Origin of the sequence: uncultured Microbulbifer sp. (genome assembly GCF_947489355.1) — a bacterium.
Classification (GTDB): domain Bacteria; phylum Pseudomonadota; class Gammaproteobacteria; order Pseudomonadales; family Cellvibrionaceae; genus Microbulbifer.
In genome coordinates this window covers 1-18,248 of record NZ_CANLDD010000048.1, presented here as the reverse complement: position 1 = coordinate 18,248, position 18,248 = coordinate 1, and the positions used below count along the sequence as shown (strand labels likewise).

16 protein-coding genes are annotated in these 18,248 nt (G+C 55.4%); 12 read left to right on the top strand and 4 right to left on the bottom strand.

Annotated features, from left to right (window positions below):
* Positions 1-53: 53 nt before the first annotated feature.
* The 4 genes from Q1A48_RS16380 to Q1A48_RS16365 all read left to right on the top strand — a co-directional run bounded on the left by Q1A48_RS16380 (position 54) and on the right by Q1A48_RS16365 (position 4,009).
* Positions 54-434 carry a hypothetical protein gene (locus Q1A48_RS16380; RefSeq protein WP_299947060.1) on the top strand — a complete coding sequence of 127 codons (381 nt, stop codon included), beginning with the start codon at positions 54-56 and terminating at the stop codon, positions 432-434.
* Positions 435-1,047: 613 nt separating this feature from the next.
* Positions 1,048-1,728 carry a YEATS-associated helix-containing protein gene (locus Q1A48_RS16375; protein WP_299947058.1) on the top strand — a complete coding sequence of 227 codons (681 nt, stop codon included), beginning with the start codon at positions 1,048-1,050 and terminating at the stop codon, positions 1,726-1,728.
* A 144-nt stretch (positions 1,729-1,872) separates the two neighbouring features.
* Positions 1,873-2,718, top strand: a complete 846-nt coding sequence (locus tag Q1A48_RS16370) for a MoxR family ATPase (RefSeq protein WP_299947057.1) — start codon at positions 1,873-1,875, stop codon at positions 2,716-2,718.
* 109 nt (positions 2,719-2,827) lie between these two features.
* On the top strand, positions 2,828-4,009 hold the full coding sequence (locus Q1A48_RS16365) for a VWA domain-containing protein (RefSeq protein ID WP_299947055.1): 1,182 nt from the start codon (positions 2,828-2,830) through the stop codon (positions 4,007-4,009).
* 64 nt (positions 4,010-4,073) lie between these two features.
* Here Q1A48_RS16365 and Q1A48_RS16360 read toward each other — a convergent pair whose 3' ends face one another.
* Positions 4,074-5,570, bottom strand: a complete 1,497-nt coding sequence (locus Q1A48_RS16360) for a peptide MFS transporter (protein ID WP_299947053.1) — start codon at positions 5,568-5,570, stop codon at positions 4,074-4,076.
* 150 nt (positions 5,571-5,720) lie between these two features.
* On the opposite strand from Q1A48_RS16360, the gene hrpA reads away from it, so the two are divergent.
* The 7 genes from hrpA (at position 5,721) to Q1A48_RS16325 (ending at position 15,040) form a co-directional block, all read left to right on the top strand.
* Positions 5,721-9,647, top strand: a complete 3,927-nt coding sequence (hrpA, locus tag Q1A48_RS16355) for an ATP-dependent RNA helicase HrpA (protein ID WP_299947052.1) — start codon at positions 5,721-5,723, stop codon at positions 9,645-9,647.
* A 219-nt stretch (positions 9,648-9,866) separates the two neighbouring features.
* Positions 9,867-10,211, top strand: coding sequence for a hypothetical protein (locus tag Q1A48_RS16350; protein WP_299947050.1), 345 nt, complete (start codon positions 9,867-9,869; stop codon positions 10,209-10,211).
* 262 nt (positions 10,212-10,473) lie between these two features.
* Entirely contained in the window at positions 10,474-11,319 is an 846-nt protein-coding gene (locus Q1A48_RS16345) for a DUF692 domain-containing protein (RefSeq protein WP_299947048.1), read from the top strand.
* Positions 11,300-12,070 (top strand): putative DNA-binding domain-containing protein, encoded by a 771-nt coding sequence (locus Q1A48_RS16340; RefSeq protein ID WP_299947045.1) that lies wholly within the window; start codon positions 11,300-11,302, stop codon positions 12,068-12,070. Before Q1A48_RS16345 ends, Q1A48_RS16340 begins: the two co-directional genes overlap by 20 nt.
* A 122-nt stretch (positions 12,071-12,192) precedes the next feature.
* On the top strand, positions 12,193-13,098 hold the full coding sequence (locus Q1A48_RS16335; RefSeq protein ID WP_299947042.1) for a VacJ family lipoprotein: 906 nt from the start codon (positions 12,193-12,195) through the stop codon (positions 13,096-13,098).
* Positions 13,099-13,136: 38 nt separating this feature from the next.
* Entirely contained in the window at positions 13,137-14,315 is a 1,179-nt protein-coding gene (locus Q1A48_RS16330; RefSeq protein ID WP_299947040.1) for a fused response regulator/phosphatase, read from the top strand.
* Positions 14,316-14,524: 209 nt separating this feature from the next.
* Positions 14,525-15,040: an STAS domain-containing protein gene (locus Q1A48_RS16325; RefSeq protein ID WP_299947038.1), complete on the top strand. Its 516-nt coding sequence runs from the start codon at positions 14,525-14,527 to the stop codon at positions 15,038-15,040.
* A 46-nt stretch (positions 15,041-15,086) separates the two neighbouring features.
* On the opposite strand, the gene Q1A48_RS16320 is transcribed toward Q1A48_RS16325, so the two are convergent.
* From Q1A48_RS16320 to dusA, 3 genes are all read right to left on the bottom strand, one after another.
* On the bottom strand, positions 15,087-15,545 hold the full coding sequence (locus Q1A48_RS16320; RefSeq protein WP_299947035.1) for a TerB family tellurite resistance protein: 459 nt from the start codon (positions 15,543-15,545) through the stop codon (positions 15,087-15,089).
* On the bottom strand, positions 15,526-16,521 hold the full coding sequence (gene tal / locus Q1A48_RS16315; RefSeq protein WP_299947032.1) for a transaldolase: 996 nt from the start codon (positions 16,519-16,521) through the stop codon (positions 15,526-15,528). The genes Q1A48_RS16320 and tal overlap by 20 nt, the downstream gene beginning before the upstream one ends.
* Before the next feature lie 63 nt (positions 16,522-16,584).
* Positions 16,585-17,562, bottom strand: coding sequence for a tRNA dihydrouridine(20/20a) synthase DusA (dusA, locus tag Q1A48_RS16310; RefSeq protein ID WP_299947030.1), 978 nt, complete (start codon positions 17,560-17,562; stop codon positions 16,585-16,587).
* A 112-nt stretch (positions 17,563-17,674) separates the two neighbouring features.
* Here dusA and Q1A48_RS16305 point away from each other — a divergent pair, with 112 nt between their 5' ends.
* Complete coding sequence (locus tag Q1A48_RS16305; RefSeq protein ID WP_299947028.1) at positions 17,675-18,124, top strand: hypothetical protein; 450 nt, start codon at positions 17,675-17,677, stop codon at positions 18,122-18,124.
* Positions 18,125-18,248 lie beyond the last annotated feature (124 nt).

Sequence of the window (18,248 nt, the reverse complement as noted above, 5' to 3'; positions counted from 1 at the left end):
GTTGGCTGCCGCGGAATCTACCGGGGTGCAGCGAAAAGCAGAGCGAATTAAAAATGTCAGAAGATTTTCAATATGCCTGGATGGTTTATGCTGTTGCAACACTGGTTGCACTGCTGGCAGGCTGGTGGTTTATGCGCGGCTGGCGGTGGAGCTGGTTGCGTCGCACCCTGCTGCTGGTTGCTGCGGCGGTATTGCTGGTCCCGGCCCGAACCCCGAGTGCAGAACTGGTGGCGATGCCTGCGCTGCCCTTGTTTGTGTACCAGACATTGTTTGAAGAACAGGGTGCGGCGCCGGAAGTCACAGCTAATCTGGTCTTTGCTGCCGGTGGAGCCCTGGCTTTAATGGTCGTTTGGGGGATTGTCACTCTGTTGTTGAAGTATCGCCGCGAGCGGCGCAGCCGCTTTGATGAAGATCCCTACTTCAACGAGCAGTGATGGCGCTCTAAGTTGCATGTCCCAAACGCAGTGGCAGCACACTTTGGGGATATCTTTTCTCAGTGTCTATTGGGCGTTTAAGTTATCTTGGGTTGCTGCGATCCCAAGCTTGCGCTGACCGCCTCTCCCGGTATCAAAGGCGCCCCTTCCCTTCTCGTTGGCTGCTGTCGCCGTTAGCATCTGCTATATCTATTAGGCTGCTTCCGTGCTTGGCGTGAGGCCAAACGTACCGACGAAGTGTCACAATTGAGTAAGGCATGACGGAGTAATTCCCGGCAAATCGCTATCTTTATCACTAGTGGGTACTTTTAGGTGCAGTCCACTCAGTTTTTGCCGATACAATCAGCCGAAGGATGCACAGCAAGACTGCCGGTAGGGTGCCTCTGGCGTGTGTATCTCCCGCTGCCGCACATGAGCGGTGACTCCCTAGCAGGTTGTTGAAAAAGTAATTTGCAGCAGTCTGCTAACCTGAACAGGGATGTTCGGGCTGCAAATCAAGTATGTAAGTGCTTGATTTGTCGTGGAGGGTTTGCAGACATGCGCCGGAAACCCGGGTTGAAAAAGGCCACCGATGGCCTTTTTCAACAGCCTGCTAGATGGCTGAGGAACACTGATGCTCGACCACCTGCTTATTCTCACCGCAGTCATGCTGGTTTCAGGTATCCTCGGTGGATTGGTGAATTACTATCAGATGTTGTTTACCGAAGAGGACCCCGCCGGCCTTGCCCGCTGCCTGATTTTGGGCCTTTGTGGCGCGCTCTTGGTGCCTATTTTCCTCAAGTTTACCCAGAGTGATCTGCTCATTGAAATTCAGGGCGATCCGTCGCGCCTATTGCTCTTTACCGGCTACTGTCTGCTGGCCGCTATTGCCTCGCGCATGTTTGTATTTAATGCTGCGCGCCGGCAATTACGCGATGCCAGTATCGCGCGGGCACGGGTGGAACATCTGGAGCAGGAGTTGCGCACCATGCAACTGGAGATGATGCCGCTGCTGGAGTATGAGATAGAGGGGGACCCGGAGCGGGGCCCGGCACTCGACTTCAATCAGATTCGCAAGCTGGACGATAATGCCCTGCAGGTACTCAGCCAGCTCAACGGAGGCGAATGTGTATTCCGTTCACTGTCCGGCATGGTAAAAGACAGTGGCATGGAGACCAATTCCATTGCCCGCGCCCTGAACAGTTTGTTGGTTCTGGAAATGGTGGGCAAGATCCACAGTCACCTGGGCATCCGCTGGTATATCACCGGCAAGGGGCGCCAGGTGGTACACCGCCGCCGCACCCAGACGGCCTGATCTCAGCCGTATCCTCCCTTTTCCAATCCCGCCTACTCGGACTAGTCATTCAATTTGATCGTTCCCGCCTCGCTTCCCGGCCTGTTGATCAATTATCATTCGCTAAATTAGGCAGACAGTGGCGAATACAGGATTGGAGTTGCGATGAAATTTACCGGTACTGACAGCTATGTAGCTACCGAAGACCTGCAGATGGCAGTCAATGCGGCAGTCACCCTTCAGCGTCCTCTGTTGATCAAGGGAGAGCCGGGCACTGGCAAGACACTGCTGGCAGAGCAGGTAGCCCAGAGCCTCGGACTGAGGCTGATCCAGTGGCATATTAAGTCCACTACCAAGGCGCAGCAGGGGCTGTATGAATACGATGCCGTGTCGCGCCTGCGCGATTCCCAATTGGGGGTGGACAAGGTGCACGATATCGGCAACTACATCAAGCGTGGCAAGTTGTGGGAGGCCTTTGCCGCTAAAGAGCGCGTGGTATTACTGATTGATGAGATCGACAAGGCGGATATTGAATTCCCCAACGACCTGTTGGTGGAGCTGGATCGTATGGAGTTCTTTGTCTATGAAACCGGCGAAACCATCAAGGCCGAGCAGCGACCCATCGTAATGATCACTTCCAACAATGAAAAAGAACTGCCGGATGCCTTCCTGCGCCGCTGTTTTTTCCACTACATCAGCTTTCCCGATCGCGACACCATGCACAGAATTGTCGATGTGCACTATCCGGAAATCAAAGGCCGGTTGGTGGCAGAGGCCATGGATATTTTCTTTCAGTTGCGCGATGTGCCCGGCCTGAAGAAAAAGCCCTCCACTTCAGAGTTGATTGACTGGCTCAAGTTGCTGATGGCAGATGAGATTCCCGAGGAAGTGTTGAAAAACCGCGACAGTAGCCATGCGATTCCGCCACTCTACGGTGCCCTGCTGAAAAATGAGCAGGATGTCCATATGCTTGAGCGCCTGGCGTTTATGGCGCGTCGAGAAAACCGATGATGGTGCAATGCCCTGAGATGAAACCGAAAAAAGATAAATTGCCACCACCGACTCCATCCAAAGGGGGAGATCAGATTCAAAATTTTGACCGTGCTGATTGCGAATTATTATGCTGATTGGCTTTTTCCTGAATTTGCGCCGCTATAAACTGGCCGTATCCATCACTGAACTGCTGACACTGCTGGAGGCACTGCAGCAGCGCCTGGTGTTTGCGAACATGGACGATTTTTATTACCTCGCCCGTGCCTGCCTGGTGAAGGATGAAAAGTACTTCGACAAATTTGATCGCGCTTTTGAGGCTTATTTCAAGGGCTTGGAAACCCTTGATGATATCGTCGAGCAAATGATCCCCGAAGATTGGCTACGGGCCGAATTCCTCAAGCAGCTCACGGAAGAGGAAAAAGCAAAAGTCCAGAGCCTGGGCGGGTTGGAAAAATTGCTGGAGGAATTCAAAAAGCGCCTGCAAGAGCAGCAGAAGCGTCACAGTGGTGGCAACCGCTGGATTGGCACCGGCGGTACCAGCCCCTTCGGCAATAGTGGTTACCACCCCGGCGGAATCCGGGTCGGCGGTAAAGGGCGCAACCGCTCGGCATCCAAAGTGTGGCAGAAGCGCCAGTTCAAGAACCTGGATGACAGCATTGGTCTGGGCACTCGCAATATCCAGATGGCCCTGCGTAGGCTGCGCAAATTTGCCCGTACCGGTGCCGCCGAGGAACTGGATCTGTACAACACCATCTCCTCTACCGCGCGCAATGCGGGCCTGCTGGATATTAAGATGGTAGCCGAGCGTCACAATGCGATAAAGGTGCTGATCTTTTTCGATGTGGGAGGCTCCATGGACCCCTATGTACAGGTATGTGAATCGCTGTTCTCCGCCTGTCGCTCCGAGTTCAAGCACCTGGAGTATTTTTACTTCCACAATTTTGTCTATGAGCATGTGTGGAAAGAAAACCAGCGCCGCTTCAGTGAAAATACCTCATTGCTTGAAGTACTGCGCACCTACGGCAAGGACTACAAAGTTATTTTTGTCGGGGATGCGTCCATGGCACCCTACGAAATTACCGGCCGCTATGGTAGTGTCGAGCATATGAACGAGGAGCCCGGTGCGGACTGGATGGAACGCATTACCGATACCTACAGTAATTTAATCTGGCTAAACCCGGTGGACGAGGCGTACTGGCACTACACGCCCAGTATCGGCATAACACAGCGCCTGGTGGATGGACATATGTACCCGATGACCCTGGAGGGGCTGGACAGGGCGATTGCCTGCCTGGTGAAAGGGCGCTAAGCCTCCGGATATTCTTCCTTTATTAATGCGGGCCAGACAGCAGTAGTTGACCACCTGAAAATATCTAATCTCCCCATTTATCATTGCCACTAAAATGTTTTGGCGGTACGCCGTCGTGATCGGCGGTGATACTCAGTTCCCCCTTGGTGGTTTCCCCCACCGTGACGCGAACCTCTTCCGCACCGTGCATCCAATCCACCAGTTTCTCGCGGATGAAATACAGGATAACCCCCGCAATCATTGCGGCCAGGGCCACGCCGCCAAAGGTAGCGAGAGGACCGGAAACCCCGACCAGCTTTCCGATTTCTGCAGCGCCTTTGTTGGCAATGCCGATAAATGCAAACCAGAGGCCCATCATCAGGGATAAATAGCGTAGCGGTGCCAGTTTGGTGACCACTGAAAGCCCAATTGGTGACAGGCACAGCTCGCCGATGGTGTGGAATATATAGGCAAAGACCAGCCACCAGATACTGGCTTTGACAGTCTCGGAATCGCCGATTTGCAGCGCTGCACCGCACATGGACAAAAAGCCAATACCGAGAAAGACCAGGCCCAGGCTGAATTTCGCCGGTGAGCTGGGTTCCCGATCTCCCATACCCACCCAGATACTGGCCATCAAAGGCGCCAGGATAATAATAAACAGGGGGTTGACCATCTGTAGCCAGCTGGCGGGAATTTCCCAGCCAAACACGTTCAGATTGGTGCGGTATTTGGCAAAGAGATTCATGGAACCGGCAGCCTGCTCAAAGCCGGCCCAGAAAATGATGATAAAAACCCCCAGCACCAGAATCACCTTGATACGGTCTCGCTCCTCCTGGGTGAGAGGGCGGTGTCGATCGACCCTCTCCTCTTGTTTCTGGCCGAGATGGGCGGAGGGTTCGATGCCGATTGATCCAAGATAGCGTTTGGCCTGAGTCAATTGCAGTATCAGTCCCGCCAGCATGCCGAGACCCGCAACGATAAAGGCCAACTGGTAATCCACTTTCTCTCCGATCCAGCCCACGACGAGATAACCGAGAATGGAGCCCAGGTTGATGCCCATATAGAAAATGGTAAAGGCGGTGTCGCGGCGGTGGTCGCCCTCTTCGTAGAGGTCCCCGACCATGGTGGAGATATTTGGCTTGAAGAAACCATTGCCGATAATCAGCAGGGCCAGTCCCAGCCAAAGCATATAAATCTCGCTGCCTTTCGGCAGCCAGGCGTGGGGAAAGCCCAGGGAGAATTGCCCCAGCATCATCAGAGTGCCGCCAAACATAATGCAGCGGCGCTGGCCCCAGCGGTTGTCCGCCATCCAACCGCCGATAACGGGCGTCAGGTACACCAGCATCGCATACCAGCCCAGGTAACTGAGCGCCTTGGATTGCAGTTCGGCATCTGTGAGCTGTTCCCAGCCGAATACTGCGGCGGTGGCAGTGGAGGTCAGGTAAAAGACGAAAATACCGCGCATGCCGTAGTAGCTGAGTCGTTCCCACATTTCGGTGCCAAACAGCAGGAACAGGCCCTTGGGGTGACCAAACAGCCGGCCGGCGCTGACGGGGGGCTTGGGTTTGAACTCTTGCATAGTACCGCTCGCAAGGTGTGACCCGAAGGCGCGATGGTGCCTTTGGAAATAGCCTCTATCCGCTCCAGTATAGTTAAGCGCCACCAGGGGGTTTTTAATCCTGCCTGAAAGTGGGGGTATAATCCCGCGTTTGCCAATGCTGTATGAATCATGAGTCACACCGAAGCGGAAAAAACACTGGGGGCACTGCAGGCCCGCATCTCCGTCTCTATGGGGCGAGACCGCCACTCACTGCGTCGGGCTGTTAAGAATGTGCGCCGGCGTCAGAAGGAGGGCAAGCCGGTGGACCGCTTACTGGTCCAACTGGAGCAACAGTTGCAGGCGTCCGAGGCGCTGGCAGAGGTGCGCCGGCGCAAACTGCCCGAGGTGCAGTGGCCGGAAGCATTGCCAGTGGTGGCGCGGCGCGAGGAAATTGCCGAGCTGATCGAAAAGCATCCGGTCGTGGTGGTCGCCGGTGAGACGGGTTCTGGTAAAACCACTCAGTTGCCAAAAATCTGTCTGTCCCTGGGGCGCGGTATATACGGCCAGATTGGCCACACCCAACCGCGCAGGATTGCCGCGCGCACCGTGGCCAATCGTATTGCCGAAGAACTGCAGCAACCGCTGGGGGAGTCTGTTGGCTACCAGGTGCGTTTTACCGATCACAGCACTGAGCATACCCATGTAAAGCTGATGACCGACGGTATTTTGCTGGCGGAAATCCAGCGCGATCCCTTGCTGAGTCAATACGATACGCTGATTATCGATGAAGCCCACGAGCGCAGCCTGAATATCGACTTCCTGTTGGGTTATTTGAAAACGATTCTGCCCAAACGCCCGGACCTCAAACTGATTATTACCTCTGCCACCATCGACCTGGAAAAATTCTCCCGACATTTTGATGGTGCACCGATTATTGAAGTTTCCGGGCGTACCTATCCGGTGGAAATGCACTATCGCCCCGCGACCGACAGCGATGTGGACCTTAACGAGCAAGTGCTTGCCGTGGTGGAGGCGCTGCTGCACGAGGAGAAATCCAGCCATCGGCGCGGCGGCGACTTTCTGGTATTTATGAGTGGCGAGCGGGAAATCCGCGAGTGTGCCAAGGCCCTGCGGGATGCACAGATCGCACAGCTGGAGGTACTGCCCCTATACGCCCGCCTGAGCCTGGCTGAGCAGGCCAGGGTTTTTCACGGGCACAAAGGCCGCCGGGTGGTGCTTGCCACCAATGTGGCGGAGACCTCTATTACCGTGCCGGGCATTCGCTATGTAATCGACCCGGGCACTGCGCGTATCAGTCGCTACAGCTATCGCAGCAAGATCCAGCGCCTGCCGGTGGAGGCAGTTTCCCAGGCCAGTGCCAACCAGCGCGCTGGTCGCTGTGGCCGTGTGAGCGCCGGTGTCTGTGTGCGCCTGTATGAGGCGCGTGATTTCGAACAGCGCCCGGAATTTACCGACGCGGAAATCCTGCGCACCAATCTGGCCGCAGTGATCTTACAGATGCTGCAACTGCGCATCGGGGATATCCGCGAGTTCCCCTTTGTCGATCCGCCGGACCCGCGTCTGATCAATGACGGCTACAAGCTGCTGCAGGAGTTACAGGCGGTGGATGCCCGGGGTCAGGTGACCAGGCTTGGTCGCATCCTGTCACGACTGCCGCTGGACCCGCGCCTGAGTCGCATACTGTTGGCCGGGGTGGAAATTGGCAGCGCGCGCGAAGTGCTGATTATTGTCGCCGCCCTGGCCGTGCAGGACCCGCGCGAACGCCCGGCGGAGAAGCGCCAAGCCGCCGATGAGAAGCATCGACAGTGGCAACATGCGCAATCAGACTTTCTCTCTTTCGTGCAACTGTGGGATGCATTTGAGGCCCAGCGCCAGGCACTCAGCCAGAATCAGCTGCGCAAGTGGTGCCAGGAGAATTTCCTGTCCTGGCTGCGCATGCGCGAATGGAGGGACATCCATCACCAGTTGCGGGTGGCTTGCCGGGAACTGGAAGTGAAAGAAAATAAAGAACCGGCGGAGTATGAGGCGGTGCACCGGGCCATAGTGACGGGCCTGCTTGGCAATATTGGTGTGCGGGATGAAAACAAAGAATTCAACGGCTGTCGCAATCGTCGCTACCATATTTTCCCCGGCTCCGGCCAATTCAAAAAACCACCGCGCTGGATAGTGGCCGCCCAGCTGTTGGAGACCAGCCGTCTGTTTGCTCATACGGTGGCGAAAATAGAGCCGGACTGGGCGTTGGCTGCAGCGCAGCATCTGGTTAAGCGCACGTATTTCGAGCCCCATTACGATGCCCGCTCCGGCCAGGTGATGGCCTTTGAAAAGGTCTCCCTTTACGGCTTGGTCCTAGTGGAAAAGCGCCGTATCTCCTACGCCAAGCTGGACCCAAAAACGGCCCGTGCAGTCTTTATTCGCCAGGCATTGGTGGAGCAGCGCTACCGCGGCAAGGGTCGCTTCTACGCGCACTACACCGATCTGCTGCAAGCCCTGGAGGGGCTGGAAGCCAAATCCCGCCGCCGGGATATTTTGGTGGATGATACGGTGATCTACCGCTTTTTCGATGAGCGTATACCGGCAGATATTGTCAACCTGGCCGGATTCGAACACTGGCGCAAGAAGGTCGAATCCAGTGACCCACAGTTGCTGCTGATTCCCCGCGGCCTCTTGATGCAGCAGAGTGCAGAGCATGTGGGCGAGGCGCAATTCCCCGATGAACTGCAGGCAGGCGGTATTGTATATCCGCTCAGCTATCACTTCGAGCCGGGCAGTGTGGATGACGGTGTGAGTATCCAGGTACCGGTGGCCGCTCTGCACCAGGTGCCGGCAGCGCGCCTGACCTGGCTGGTGCCCGGTATCCTGCGTGACAAATGCATCGCCCTGGTGAAAGCCCTGCCCAAACAGTGGCGCAAGTCATTTGTACCGGTACCGGCGGCCGTAGACCAAGCGTTGCCGAGACTGCGTGCGGATAACACACCCCTGTGGCTGGCGCTGGCGCTGGCGCTGCAGCGGCAGACCGCCCGGCAACTGCCCGACAGCGCCTGGGAGTCGGCCGAATACGCCCTGGAGGACTATTACCGCTTCAATATTCAGGTTCTGGATGAGTCGGGCAAACTGCTCGATCAGGATCGCGATCTCCTGGTGCTGCAGGCGCGCTATCGCGATCGGGTACAGCGGGGGCTGGCGAGTGCGGGTGATCGCTTTGAGCGCGATGGACTCACCCGCTGGGATTTCGGCGAGCTGCCGGAAACCCATATCCTCAATCAGGGCGGTCTCAAAGTGCGCGCTTACCCGGCCTTACAGGAGGCGGGAGACAGTGTGTCCCTGAAGCTACTAGATAACCCCGATGAAGCGCGGCGGGTGAGCCGCGCGGGTATCTGCCGCTTAGCCCTGTTGCACCTGCCCGAAAAGGTGAAATACCTGCGTAAGGAGCTACTGCGTGGCCAGGAGTTGGGGCTTTCGAGCGCCGACCTGGGTCGGCGCGAGGAGGTGGCGGACGATATTCTTATGGCCGCTGTGCGTGAAGTCTTTTGGCCCAAGGAGCAGTGGCCGCGCACCCAGGCCGAATTCCTGTCCGCCCTGCAGGAAGATGGTGATCTGGTTGGAGTGGCGCGGGAGTTCGGAGACCTGCTGGTCAAGGCCCTGGCTTTGCTGGTGCCGCTGCGCAAGCAGATCAAGCAGCAGAAAAATCTGGCGGTGGCCATGGCGGTGGGTGATATCCAGCAGCAACTGGCGGGCCTCTTCTACCGCGGTTTCCTGTTTGATACCCCCCTGGCATGGTTGCGCCAGTATGGCCGCTACCTGAAAGCCGTTGGTCTGCGCCTGGAGAAGGCCGGTCTGGACCCCAATCGTGATCGCAAGTTGCAGGTTGAGTACCACCGGGCCGCCGAGCCCTATGGCAATCAGGAGGAAAAGCATTCGAGAAGAGCATTGGCGGCCGTGGCCCCATTGGTAGAATACCGCTGGATGTTGGAGGAGTTTCGAGTTTCCCTGTTTGCCCAAAGCCTGAAAACACTGATGCCCGTGTCAGCAAAGCGTCTTCACAGGGCCTGGGTGGAAATGGAGCGAAGTGGCTTGGCTGATGCTGACTATTGGTAGACGGTCACGAAAAAAAACGACCAATCGTGTAATATTCTGCTGACCGGCCCGACAGAAACACTGAAAACAGACGAAGCGCTTGACAGGGCGAGGTAAATTGGCGGTTTTCGGGCTGGCCTTGTCGCCTAACTTTTTTCTTCACAGCACTATACTAACGCGGGAGAAAAGAGAGTCTTAAGTGCTTTTTTATTACTCTGGGTATTAGCTAGGAGATTCGTTATGAACAAGAAGCATCTTTCCCCGGTAGCGGCTGCCGTTGGCGCGGCGTTTATTGCCTCGGCAGCGATGAGTGTCTCTGCTGCCAACAGTACTGCCAACCCGTTTGCCGCCCAGGATCTGACTTCCGGTTACAACCTGGCACTTGCCGATGAACACGGCGATAAAAAGAAGGAAGGTAAGTGCGGCGAAGGCAAGTGCGGCGAAGGTAAAAAGAAGGAAGGTAAGTGCGGCGAGGGCAAGTGCGGCGAAGGTAAAAAGAAGGAAGGTAAGTGCGGCGAAGGCAAGTGCGGCGAAGGTAAAAAGAAGAAGGAAGGGAAGTGTGGTGAGGGGAAGTGTGGCGGCTAATTAGACTTCCCGTCTGTCCTGGGTAGAACCGCGGTTGCGTTTTACCCCGGCATTCATTCCCTTGATCCGGCAATCAAAGCGGTTTCCTATGCGCTATTTGATTGTCGGCCCTGAAATACGGGTGCTATTTTTTGGCACAGTATGTATTTCTGGGGCTCGCCGCCGCTCCTGGCCGATGGTGGCACCACTCTGTGCCGCATTGACCCCGCAGGGTATTGAGTGGTTGGGTTAACAAGCAAACATCAATGCGAGGCAAAACGTGGTGCGCAAGTATCCAGTTGAAGGAGCCGGTCTTGGATTGCGTCGCTCGATGATGGGCGAGAAATTGCAATCCGGTGCGGTAGATTTCCTTGAAGTGGCGCCGGAGAATTGGATTGGTGTCGGTGGGCGCTACGGCCGGTGGTTTCGTGAATACACCGAACGCTTTCCTTTTATGCTGCATGGCCTGTCTCTGTCGATTGGGGCATCTGAGCCTCTGGATATGGAGCTGGTTGGATCAGTCAAGCAATTTATCCGTGAACACGATATCCGCTGTTACAGCGAGCATCTCAGCTATTGTTCCGATCAGGGCCACCTTTACGACCTGCTGCCGATACCTTTTACCTCGGAAGCGGTGATGCACGTCGCCGAGCGCATTCGTATCGTGCAGGATGTGCTGGGGGAGCGGATCGCGATGGAAAACGTTTCCTATTATGCAGCCCCTGGACAGGAGATGAGCGAACTGGCTTTTCTCAAGGCAGTACTGGCAGAGGCAGACTGCGATCTTCTGCTGGATGTAAACAATATCTACGTTAACGCCATCAACCACCGTTACGATCCCTTGGAGTTTCTGCGGGGACTTCCCACAAAAAGAGTGCGTTATATCCATGTTGCAGGTCACTATGATGAGGCGGACGATCTAAAAGTGGATACCCACGGTGCTCCGGTGATTGACCCCGTATGGCAACTGCTGGACAAGGCCTATGAGATCCACGGTGTGATGCCAACTCTGCTGGAGCGCGATTTCAATATTCCGCCCCTGCCGGAATTGCTTGAAGAAGTCGGACAGATCAAGGCGATTCAGGCCAGTCACCTGGTAGAAGAAAATTATGTCCTCAGTAGCCGATAAGCCCTGTGGGTTCCAGAGTCTGCAGAGGGATTTTGCCGCTCATTTGCGCGCCCCGGATGTAAATACCCCGCCCGCGAACATTGAGGCGCGGAGGCTGGCTATTTACCGGGACCTGATTTACAACAACATCGAATCCTTTATTTCGAGTGGTTTCCCGATACTGCGCAGTTTGTACAGTGATACCCACTGGCACAACATGGTGCGCGATTTTATTCGCCAGCATGCGGCAACCAGCCCCTACTTTCTGCAGATTAGTGAAGAGTTCCTCTCCTACCTGCAACATGAACGGGGCCAGCGGGAAGAAGACCCGCCTTTTTTGTTGGAGCTGGCCCACTACGAGTGGGTGGAGTTGGCACTTGATGTCAGTGTCGCAGAAATACCGACCGGCTTGCGCCAAGCCGGCGATGTGCTCGAATCTGTGCTGGTGGTATCGCCACTGGTGTGGAGTCTCAGCTATCGATATCCCGTACACCGTATCGGGCCGGACTTTCAGCCCCAGGAGCCTTCGGAAACCCCGACCTTTTTGTTGGTGTACCGCGGGCGCGATGATGAAGTCCATTTTATGGAGGTCAATGCAGTAACGGCACGCCTGTTGCAGCTGGCCTCTGAGGAAGATGCCATGGGCGCACAACTGCTCACGCAGATTGCCGAAGAATTGCCCCAAGTGGACAGTGGCTCCCTGCGCACGTTTGGTGTCGCGCTATTGCAGAAACTGCTGGACAATGGTGTTATCGCCGGCTTGAGAGCCTAGTGCTTGCCTGAAACTGGGTTATCTTTGATGAATCCCGGCAGCTGTGCCCCCGAGGGTGGCTTATGCTGCGCGGGGGCATTAGAATTCCTGGCCTGCGTGTTTGATAGAAGAGGAGCGAGGTTTTGCTGGGACGTACAGCATTTTCGGCCTGGTTGATCGCTGCATTCCTGTCGATTTCTCCAGTGGCCGTATTGGCACAAAAAGATCCATTTGGAGCCGTATCAGCGGAAACCGGTACCGATGAACAGCCGGGATCTACCGGGCAGACTAATGCCGGCGACAACAGTGGATCACTGGAAGAAGAATACGGTTTTGATCCCGCGGATGAGTATGGCGATGCGGATGGTGCGGACTTTTCCCTGCGCGATCCCTGGGAGGGATTCAACCGTGCCATATTTGTTTTCAATGATGGGGCTGATCGCTACGTGTTGAAGCCCGCTGCGGTAAGTTATCGACAGATAACCCCGATATTTATGCAACACGGCATCAGCAATTTCTTCAGTAATCTGAGAGAGGTGACCAATACCTTCAACGGTTTGCTTCAGGGCAAGTTGGGCCAGGCAGGTAACGATGCGGGTCGTTTCCTGGTTAACAGCACGGTCGGTATTGTCGGTATCCTGGACGTAGCGCAGTATATGGGGCTGGAAGAGGGCGATGGTGAAGACTTCGGCCAGACACTGGCAGTGTGGGGCGTGCCCTCGGGGCCCTACCTGGTCTTGCCGCTACTGGGGCCTTCCACGGTGAGGGATACACCGGCCAGGGTGGTGGATCACTATACTAACCCCATAACCTACGTGGATCACGACCCCACCCGTTACACACTCAGGGCGACTGATATCATCCAGGATCGTGCCAGTTTGCTGGAAGCGGAATCCCTGCTACAGGGCGATCGCTATGTCTTACTGCGCGACGCCTATCTACAGCGCCGGGATTTCCTGATCGTGGATGGCGAGATCGACGTGGACAGCGAAGCCGAAGCTGCCGAAGCGATTGACCAGGCTGAAGTCGAGGAGTCCAGTGACTACTGATCACCCCGTAGTGATACCTGCCCCCCCCAGGGCCACTGATGGCCAGCCCAAATAGCCTGTTAATGACTGAAGACGAGCACGCCCGCGATTTTTTGCGCGGGGTGCTCTCCAAGCATGGGTTTCACGTTACCCTGGCCTCCACCGGACACGGGGGTATGGAGCAGTTTTCCCCGGGCCTTTTTCAGCTGGTAGTGGTGGATCTCCAATTAACGGATGTCAGTGGGCTGGAGATACTGCGTAAGGTCAAGCGACAATCGCCGGAAACGGCGGTTATCATGATCTCCGACAGCTTAGAAGTAAACGAAGTGTTGCACACCATTCGCCTGGGCGCCTGTGACTACTTCCTGAAACCTATTGAGCAGGAAACCCTGATGGACCGGGCTATCTGCCGCATCTCCGAGGCAGAAAATCTCGCCCAGCAGAACCGGGAGTACCGGCAGGCGCTGGAGTGTCGCAATCGGGAGTTGTCTGATCATATTGAGTTGCTGAGGCGCGACCAGGAAGCGGGACGCCTGTTGCAGCAACACCTGCTACCACGCACGCCCTATCGCTACCCTGGTGGCGTTGAGGCTGCCTATTTTCTGGTTCCCTCCCTGTACCTCAGTGGCGACTTTGTCGATTACGGTCTTTTTGGTGAACGCTTTGTGGCCTTCTATTTGGTGGACGTCTCCGGGCATGGTGTCTCATCGGCACTGGTCACCGCGCTGATCAAGCACAGCATTATGCACTGCCTGCGGGAGCGGCCGCTGTTTACCCATCCCGAATTCCTCAATGCGGACTTGCTTGAAATGCTCGACCTGATAAACCGTGAGCTTTTATCCACACCCATGGATAAGCATGCCAGCATGTTTGTCGGCGTGATTGATACGGCGGAAAATCAGTTGCTCTATTCTGTAGCGGGACAAATCCCCATGCCAGCCCTTGTCACTGCCGGTGATGCCGAATGGCTGGCCGGAAAGGGGCGGCCTTTGGGAATCTTCGAACGGGGTGACTGGCAGGTAATGTGCGTTGAACTCCCGTCCAACTGGCAACTGGTAGCCTGTTCCGATGGAGTGCTGGAGCTGCTCCAGGGAAACCTGTTGGAAAAAGAGGCGCGGCTTTTGCAGCTGATTGCGGAAAGTGGGGGCGAACTGGAACAATTGCGCAAAAGCCTGAAAGTGGATACTTATGGTGCCCTGCCAGACGATATGACTATCCTCACGCTGGGGCACAAATAGGAACAGTATTTAATCTGACCAATCAGTCAAGATTCATACCCTGATGCTCTTGTCAGTGCGCGCGGTCAGGAGTAAGCTCTGCTCACTTTATACACAAATTGGCGTGAAGTGGCAGAACCGCCGAGGGCGATTGTGTTCTCTGCCAGGGAATTTTTGCTATCCGCCTGCACATCGGCTTTATTGTGCTTGCGGGTGAACCGGGGGTTGTTATGCAGTCCGGGCAAATTATGGTTGGAACCCACGAGGGTGTTTACATTATCAAGCTGGTCGGCGATGTTCGGCTCGACCTCTGTACCACCTTCGATAGTTTTACCGAAGACATGATCGGGCAGGATGATTTTGCCGGAGTTGCTTTTGACCTACACGAAGCACAGGGAATCGACAGCACCACCCTGGGTTTGATCGCCAAGATTGCGATGCATGTGCTGGAACACGGCTGCAAGAAGCCCCTGGTGTTTTGTTCGGACCAGGGTATCCGGCATCTGTTTGATGCAATGGGATTCGATGCGCTGGTAGAAATCAGTGATGAGCGGCAAAAATTCCCCGGACAAACCACACTCTTGGTGCCCAAGGCGCCGGATGAGTGCGGAGCGCGGGAGAAGGTATTGGAGGCTCATCGTATATTGATGAGTATGAACGAAAAAAATGCGGAGACATTTCGCGATCTGGTACACACCCTCGAATGGGAGTGTGAGCTACCGGGAAAGTCTTCTTCGCAACCGTAGTGATCACTCGGCGGCAGAGCGAATCTTGCCGGTGCCTACTTTCCAATCAGGCTTCCTTCATATCCCGCGCTTCGGCTCGCGCTTTGGTAAACAGCCCGTGGGGCAAATAGATCAGCTCGGAAACCCGGCGAATCAGGTACTCTTCGAAGGCTTCGATCACATTGTCGGAAAAGGCCACCTGCCACATTTGAAGCACCAGAAGATACTTGTCCTGCACGCTGAACTGATCGTTTACCGCCTGGGTGAATTCAAATAGCGAGGTAGCCTGATCTCTCTGTGCTATGGCTTCATCGATGATTACGCTCGCGCTGTCGGCATCCAGTGCGTAATGCTGGCGCAACAGCTGGGTGAGGGTGTCGCGCTCACGTTGTTCCAGCTCTTGATCAACAGTGGCCACCTCAACCAGAAGTGCGGCACTGATCATGCGCATGTCGATTGCACTGCGCGTTTCTACATCGGCACTGCTGCCAATCTGTTTAAACAACTTACGGATTTGTTGCAGCATCGGTTTTCTGGTGTCCTATTACTTGGCTCTGCAACAGCACTTCAAGGCGCTGCTGATCTTTGGCAAAATTGCGGATACCTTCGGCGAGCTTCTCTGTCGCCATGGCGTCACTGTTTAGCTGGTAGCGGAATTCCGCCTCGCTCAGTCTCCGGGCGGGGCGCGATTGGGGCTTGATACTGGTGGGCAGCCCGCTTTCAAGCTTCTCTGTATTTTCCTCCAGTGCCTGCAGCAACTGGGGACTGATGGTCAGGCGGTCGCAACCGGCCAAAGCTTCAATCTCCCCGCTATTGCGGAAGCTGGCGCCCATCACGATGGTATCGTAGTCGCGGGACTTGTAGTAGTGGTAAATATTGCGCACTGAGACAACTCCGGGGTCCTCTTCCCCACAGTATGCCTTGGGTTCCCCGTTGGCCAGATGCCAGTCGAGTATGCGGCCGACAAAGGGGGATATCAGGCTGATATCTGCCTCGGCGCAGGCGATAGCCTGGCACAGGCTAAACAACAGCGTCAGGTTGCAGCGGATATCCTCGCGTTCCAGTATTTCCGCTGCGGTTATACCCTCCCAGGTGGCTGCGACTTTTATCAATACCCGTTCTCGCGGCACACCCACACGTTCGTAAAGGGCGACCAGGTGGCGCGCGTAGTCGATGGTGGCGCGGCTATCAAAGGAGAGACGCGCATCCACTTCTGTCGAAACCACGCCCGGAACCAACTGTAAGATCTCCGCTCCGATATCCACGGCCAGCTTAATGGCGGCCAGCCGTGCAGTTTCAGCCGGGTTTTTGTATCCCTGGTGGCGTTGCACCCAGTCCAGAGACTCACCGACAAGCCCCTTGTACTGCGGAAGCTGGGCAGCCTTGTACAGCAGGGAGGGATTGGTGGTGGCGTCATGGGGCCGATACCGACGAATGGCCTCAATGTCGCCGGTATCGGCCACAACCTGACTGCGCTTTTTGAGCTGTTCCAGTTTATTCATCGCATTTCCCTTGTTTGTTGGCCAGCTTCCTCCTGCAACAGTGCCGGCTGTTGGCCGCAAAGACTATATGGCATGAGTGACCAGTGCCAAAGCTTCAGACACGATTTCCGGTCCAGCTCCTTTCCTGTGGGCATTTTCGCTGATGTGGCGCCGAAAGCGTTTTGCGCCCGGCAGGCCCTGAAAGAGTCCAAGCATATGGCGGGTAATATAGTTGAGTCGCTGGCCGCGGCCGAGTTCCCGTTCGATATAGGGCAGAATCTGCTCGACGACTTGGGTTGCATCCGGCCCCTCTTTTTCGCCAAACAGCTGATTGTCTACTTGCGCCAATAGGGAGGGATTTTGGTAGGCGGCGCGCCCCAGCATCACACCATCAACGTGTTGTAAATGGTGTTGGCATGCTTCCAGAGAATGGATACCACCGTTGATGACAACCTGCAAATCCGGGTAGTCCTTTTTCAGTTGGTAGACTAAATCGTAATTGAGTGGGGGTATTTCCCGGTTCTCCTTGGGGCTGAGACCTTGTAGCCAGGCTTTGCGGGCATGCACGATAAAGGTGTTGATGCCCACCGCTGCCTGGGCTTCCACAAAGTGGGCCAGGCCCGCGTAGTCTTCCATGTCGTCTATCCCGATACGGTGCTTTACTGTCACGGGAATTGTGACGGCTGCGCGCATGGCGGCGAGCCCGGCCGCAACCGTATCCGGGTCTGCCATAAGGCAGGCGCCAAACCGGCCAGACTGGACCCGGTTGCTGGGACAACCACAATTGAGATTGATTTCGGAATAACCCCACCCCTCGGCGATACGGGCACATTCCGCCAGTGCCTGTGGGTCGCTGCCACCCAGTTGCAGGGCCAGGGGCTGTTCGACGGCATCAAACTGTAGATGTCGCTCCCGGTCACCGTGCAGTATTGCACCGGTGGTGACCATTTCGGTATAGAGACGCGCGTGTTTGCTCAGGAGGCGCCACAGATAGCGGCAATGGCGGTCACTCCAGTCCAAAAGTGGCGCAGTACAAAAGCGGTGTGAGTTGTATTCAGGCATAACTACTTGATTTTAATGGGGTATATCAAATTCTAAGCTGATGTCTCAACGTTGCGAAAGGCGCCTAAAAAACCCCATTTTAACCTGTTTTTACACCCACAGTGGTACAATAATGGTACAAGAAAAAGCTTGTACCAGTGAGAAATCAATGGCCACGATTAGGGCACGCAAGAATGCGAAAGGGGAAGTGCGTTATACGGCACAAATCCGCATTTTTAAGAACTCTAAATTAGTTTACACAGTGGCGGAAACATTCGGCAAAAAGGCACTGGCAAAGGCGTGGGTTGATAGACGAGAACTGGAACTTAGCGATCCGGACCAGTGGCGCAAACATCAGCAGCGCGGCATTACGGTAGGCCATGTACTGCAAACCTACATGGATGACTTTATGGAGGTTGGTAGTTTTGGGCGCAGAAAATTGGCCACGATAAAAATGCTGATACGGCGCCCGGATATTGCCGACCTGAATGCCGTACATTTGCGCCGTAAAGAGGTTTTGGAATATTTGCGCAGACGATTAAAAGAAGCGAAACCTCAAACGGTTAAAAACGACATTATGTAGTTGTCGGTTGCTTTTCGTACTATCGTCACAAGTCGGGAGTGGCCCATTTGTAGTAGTTCAGACTTGATCTGACAGTTACCGGTTTTTCTGACGGTGGTCTGTCAGGTCAGGTTCAGTTCACGAA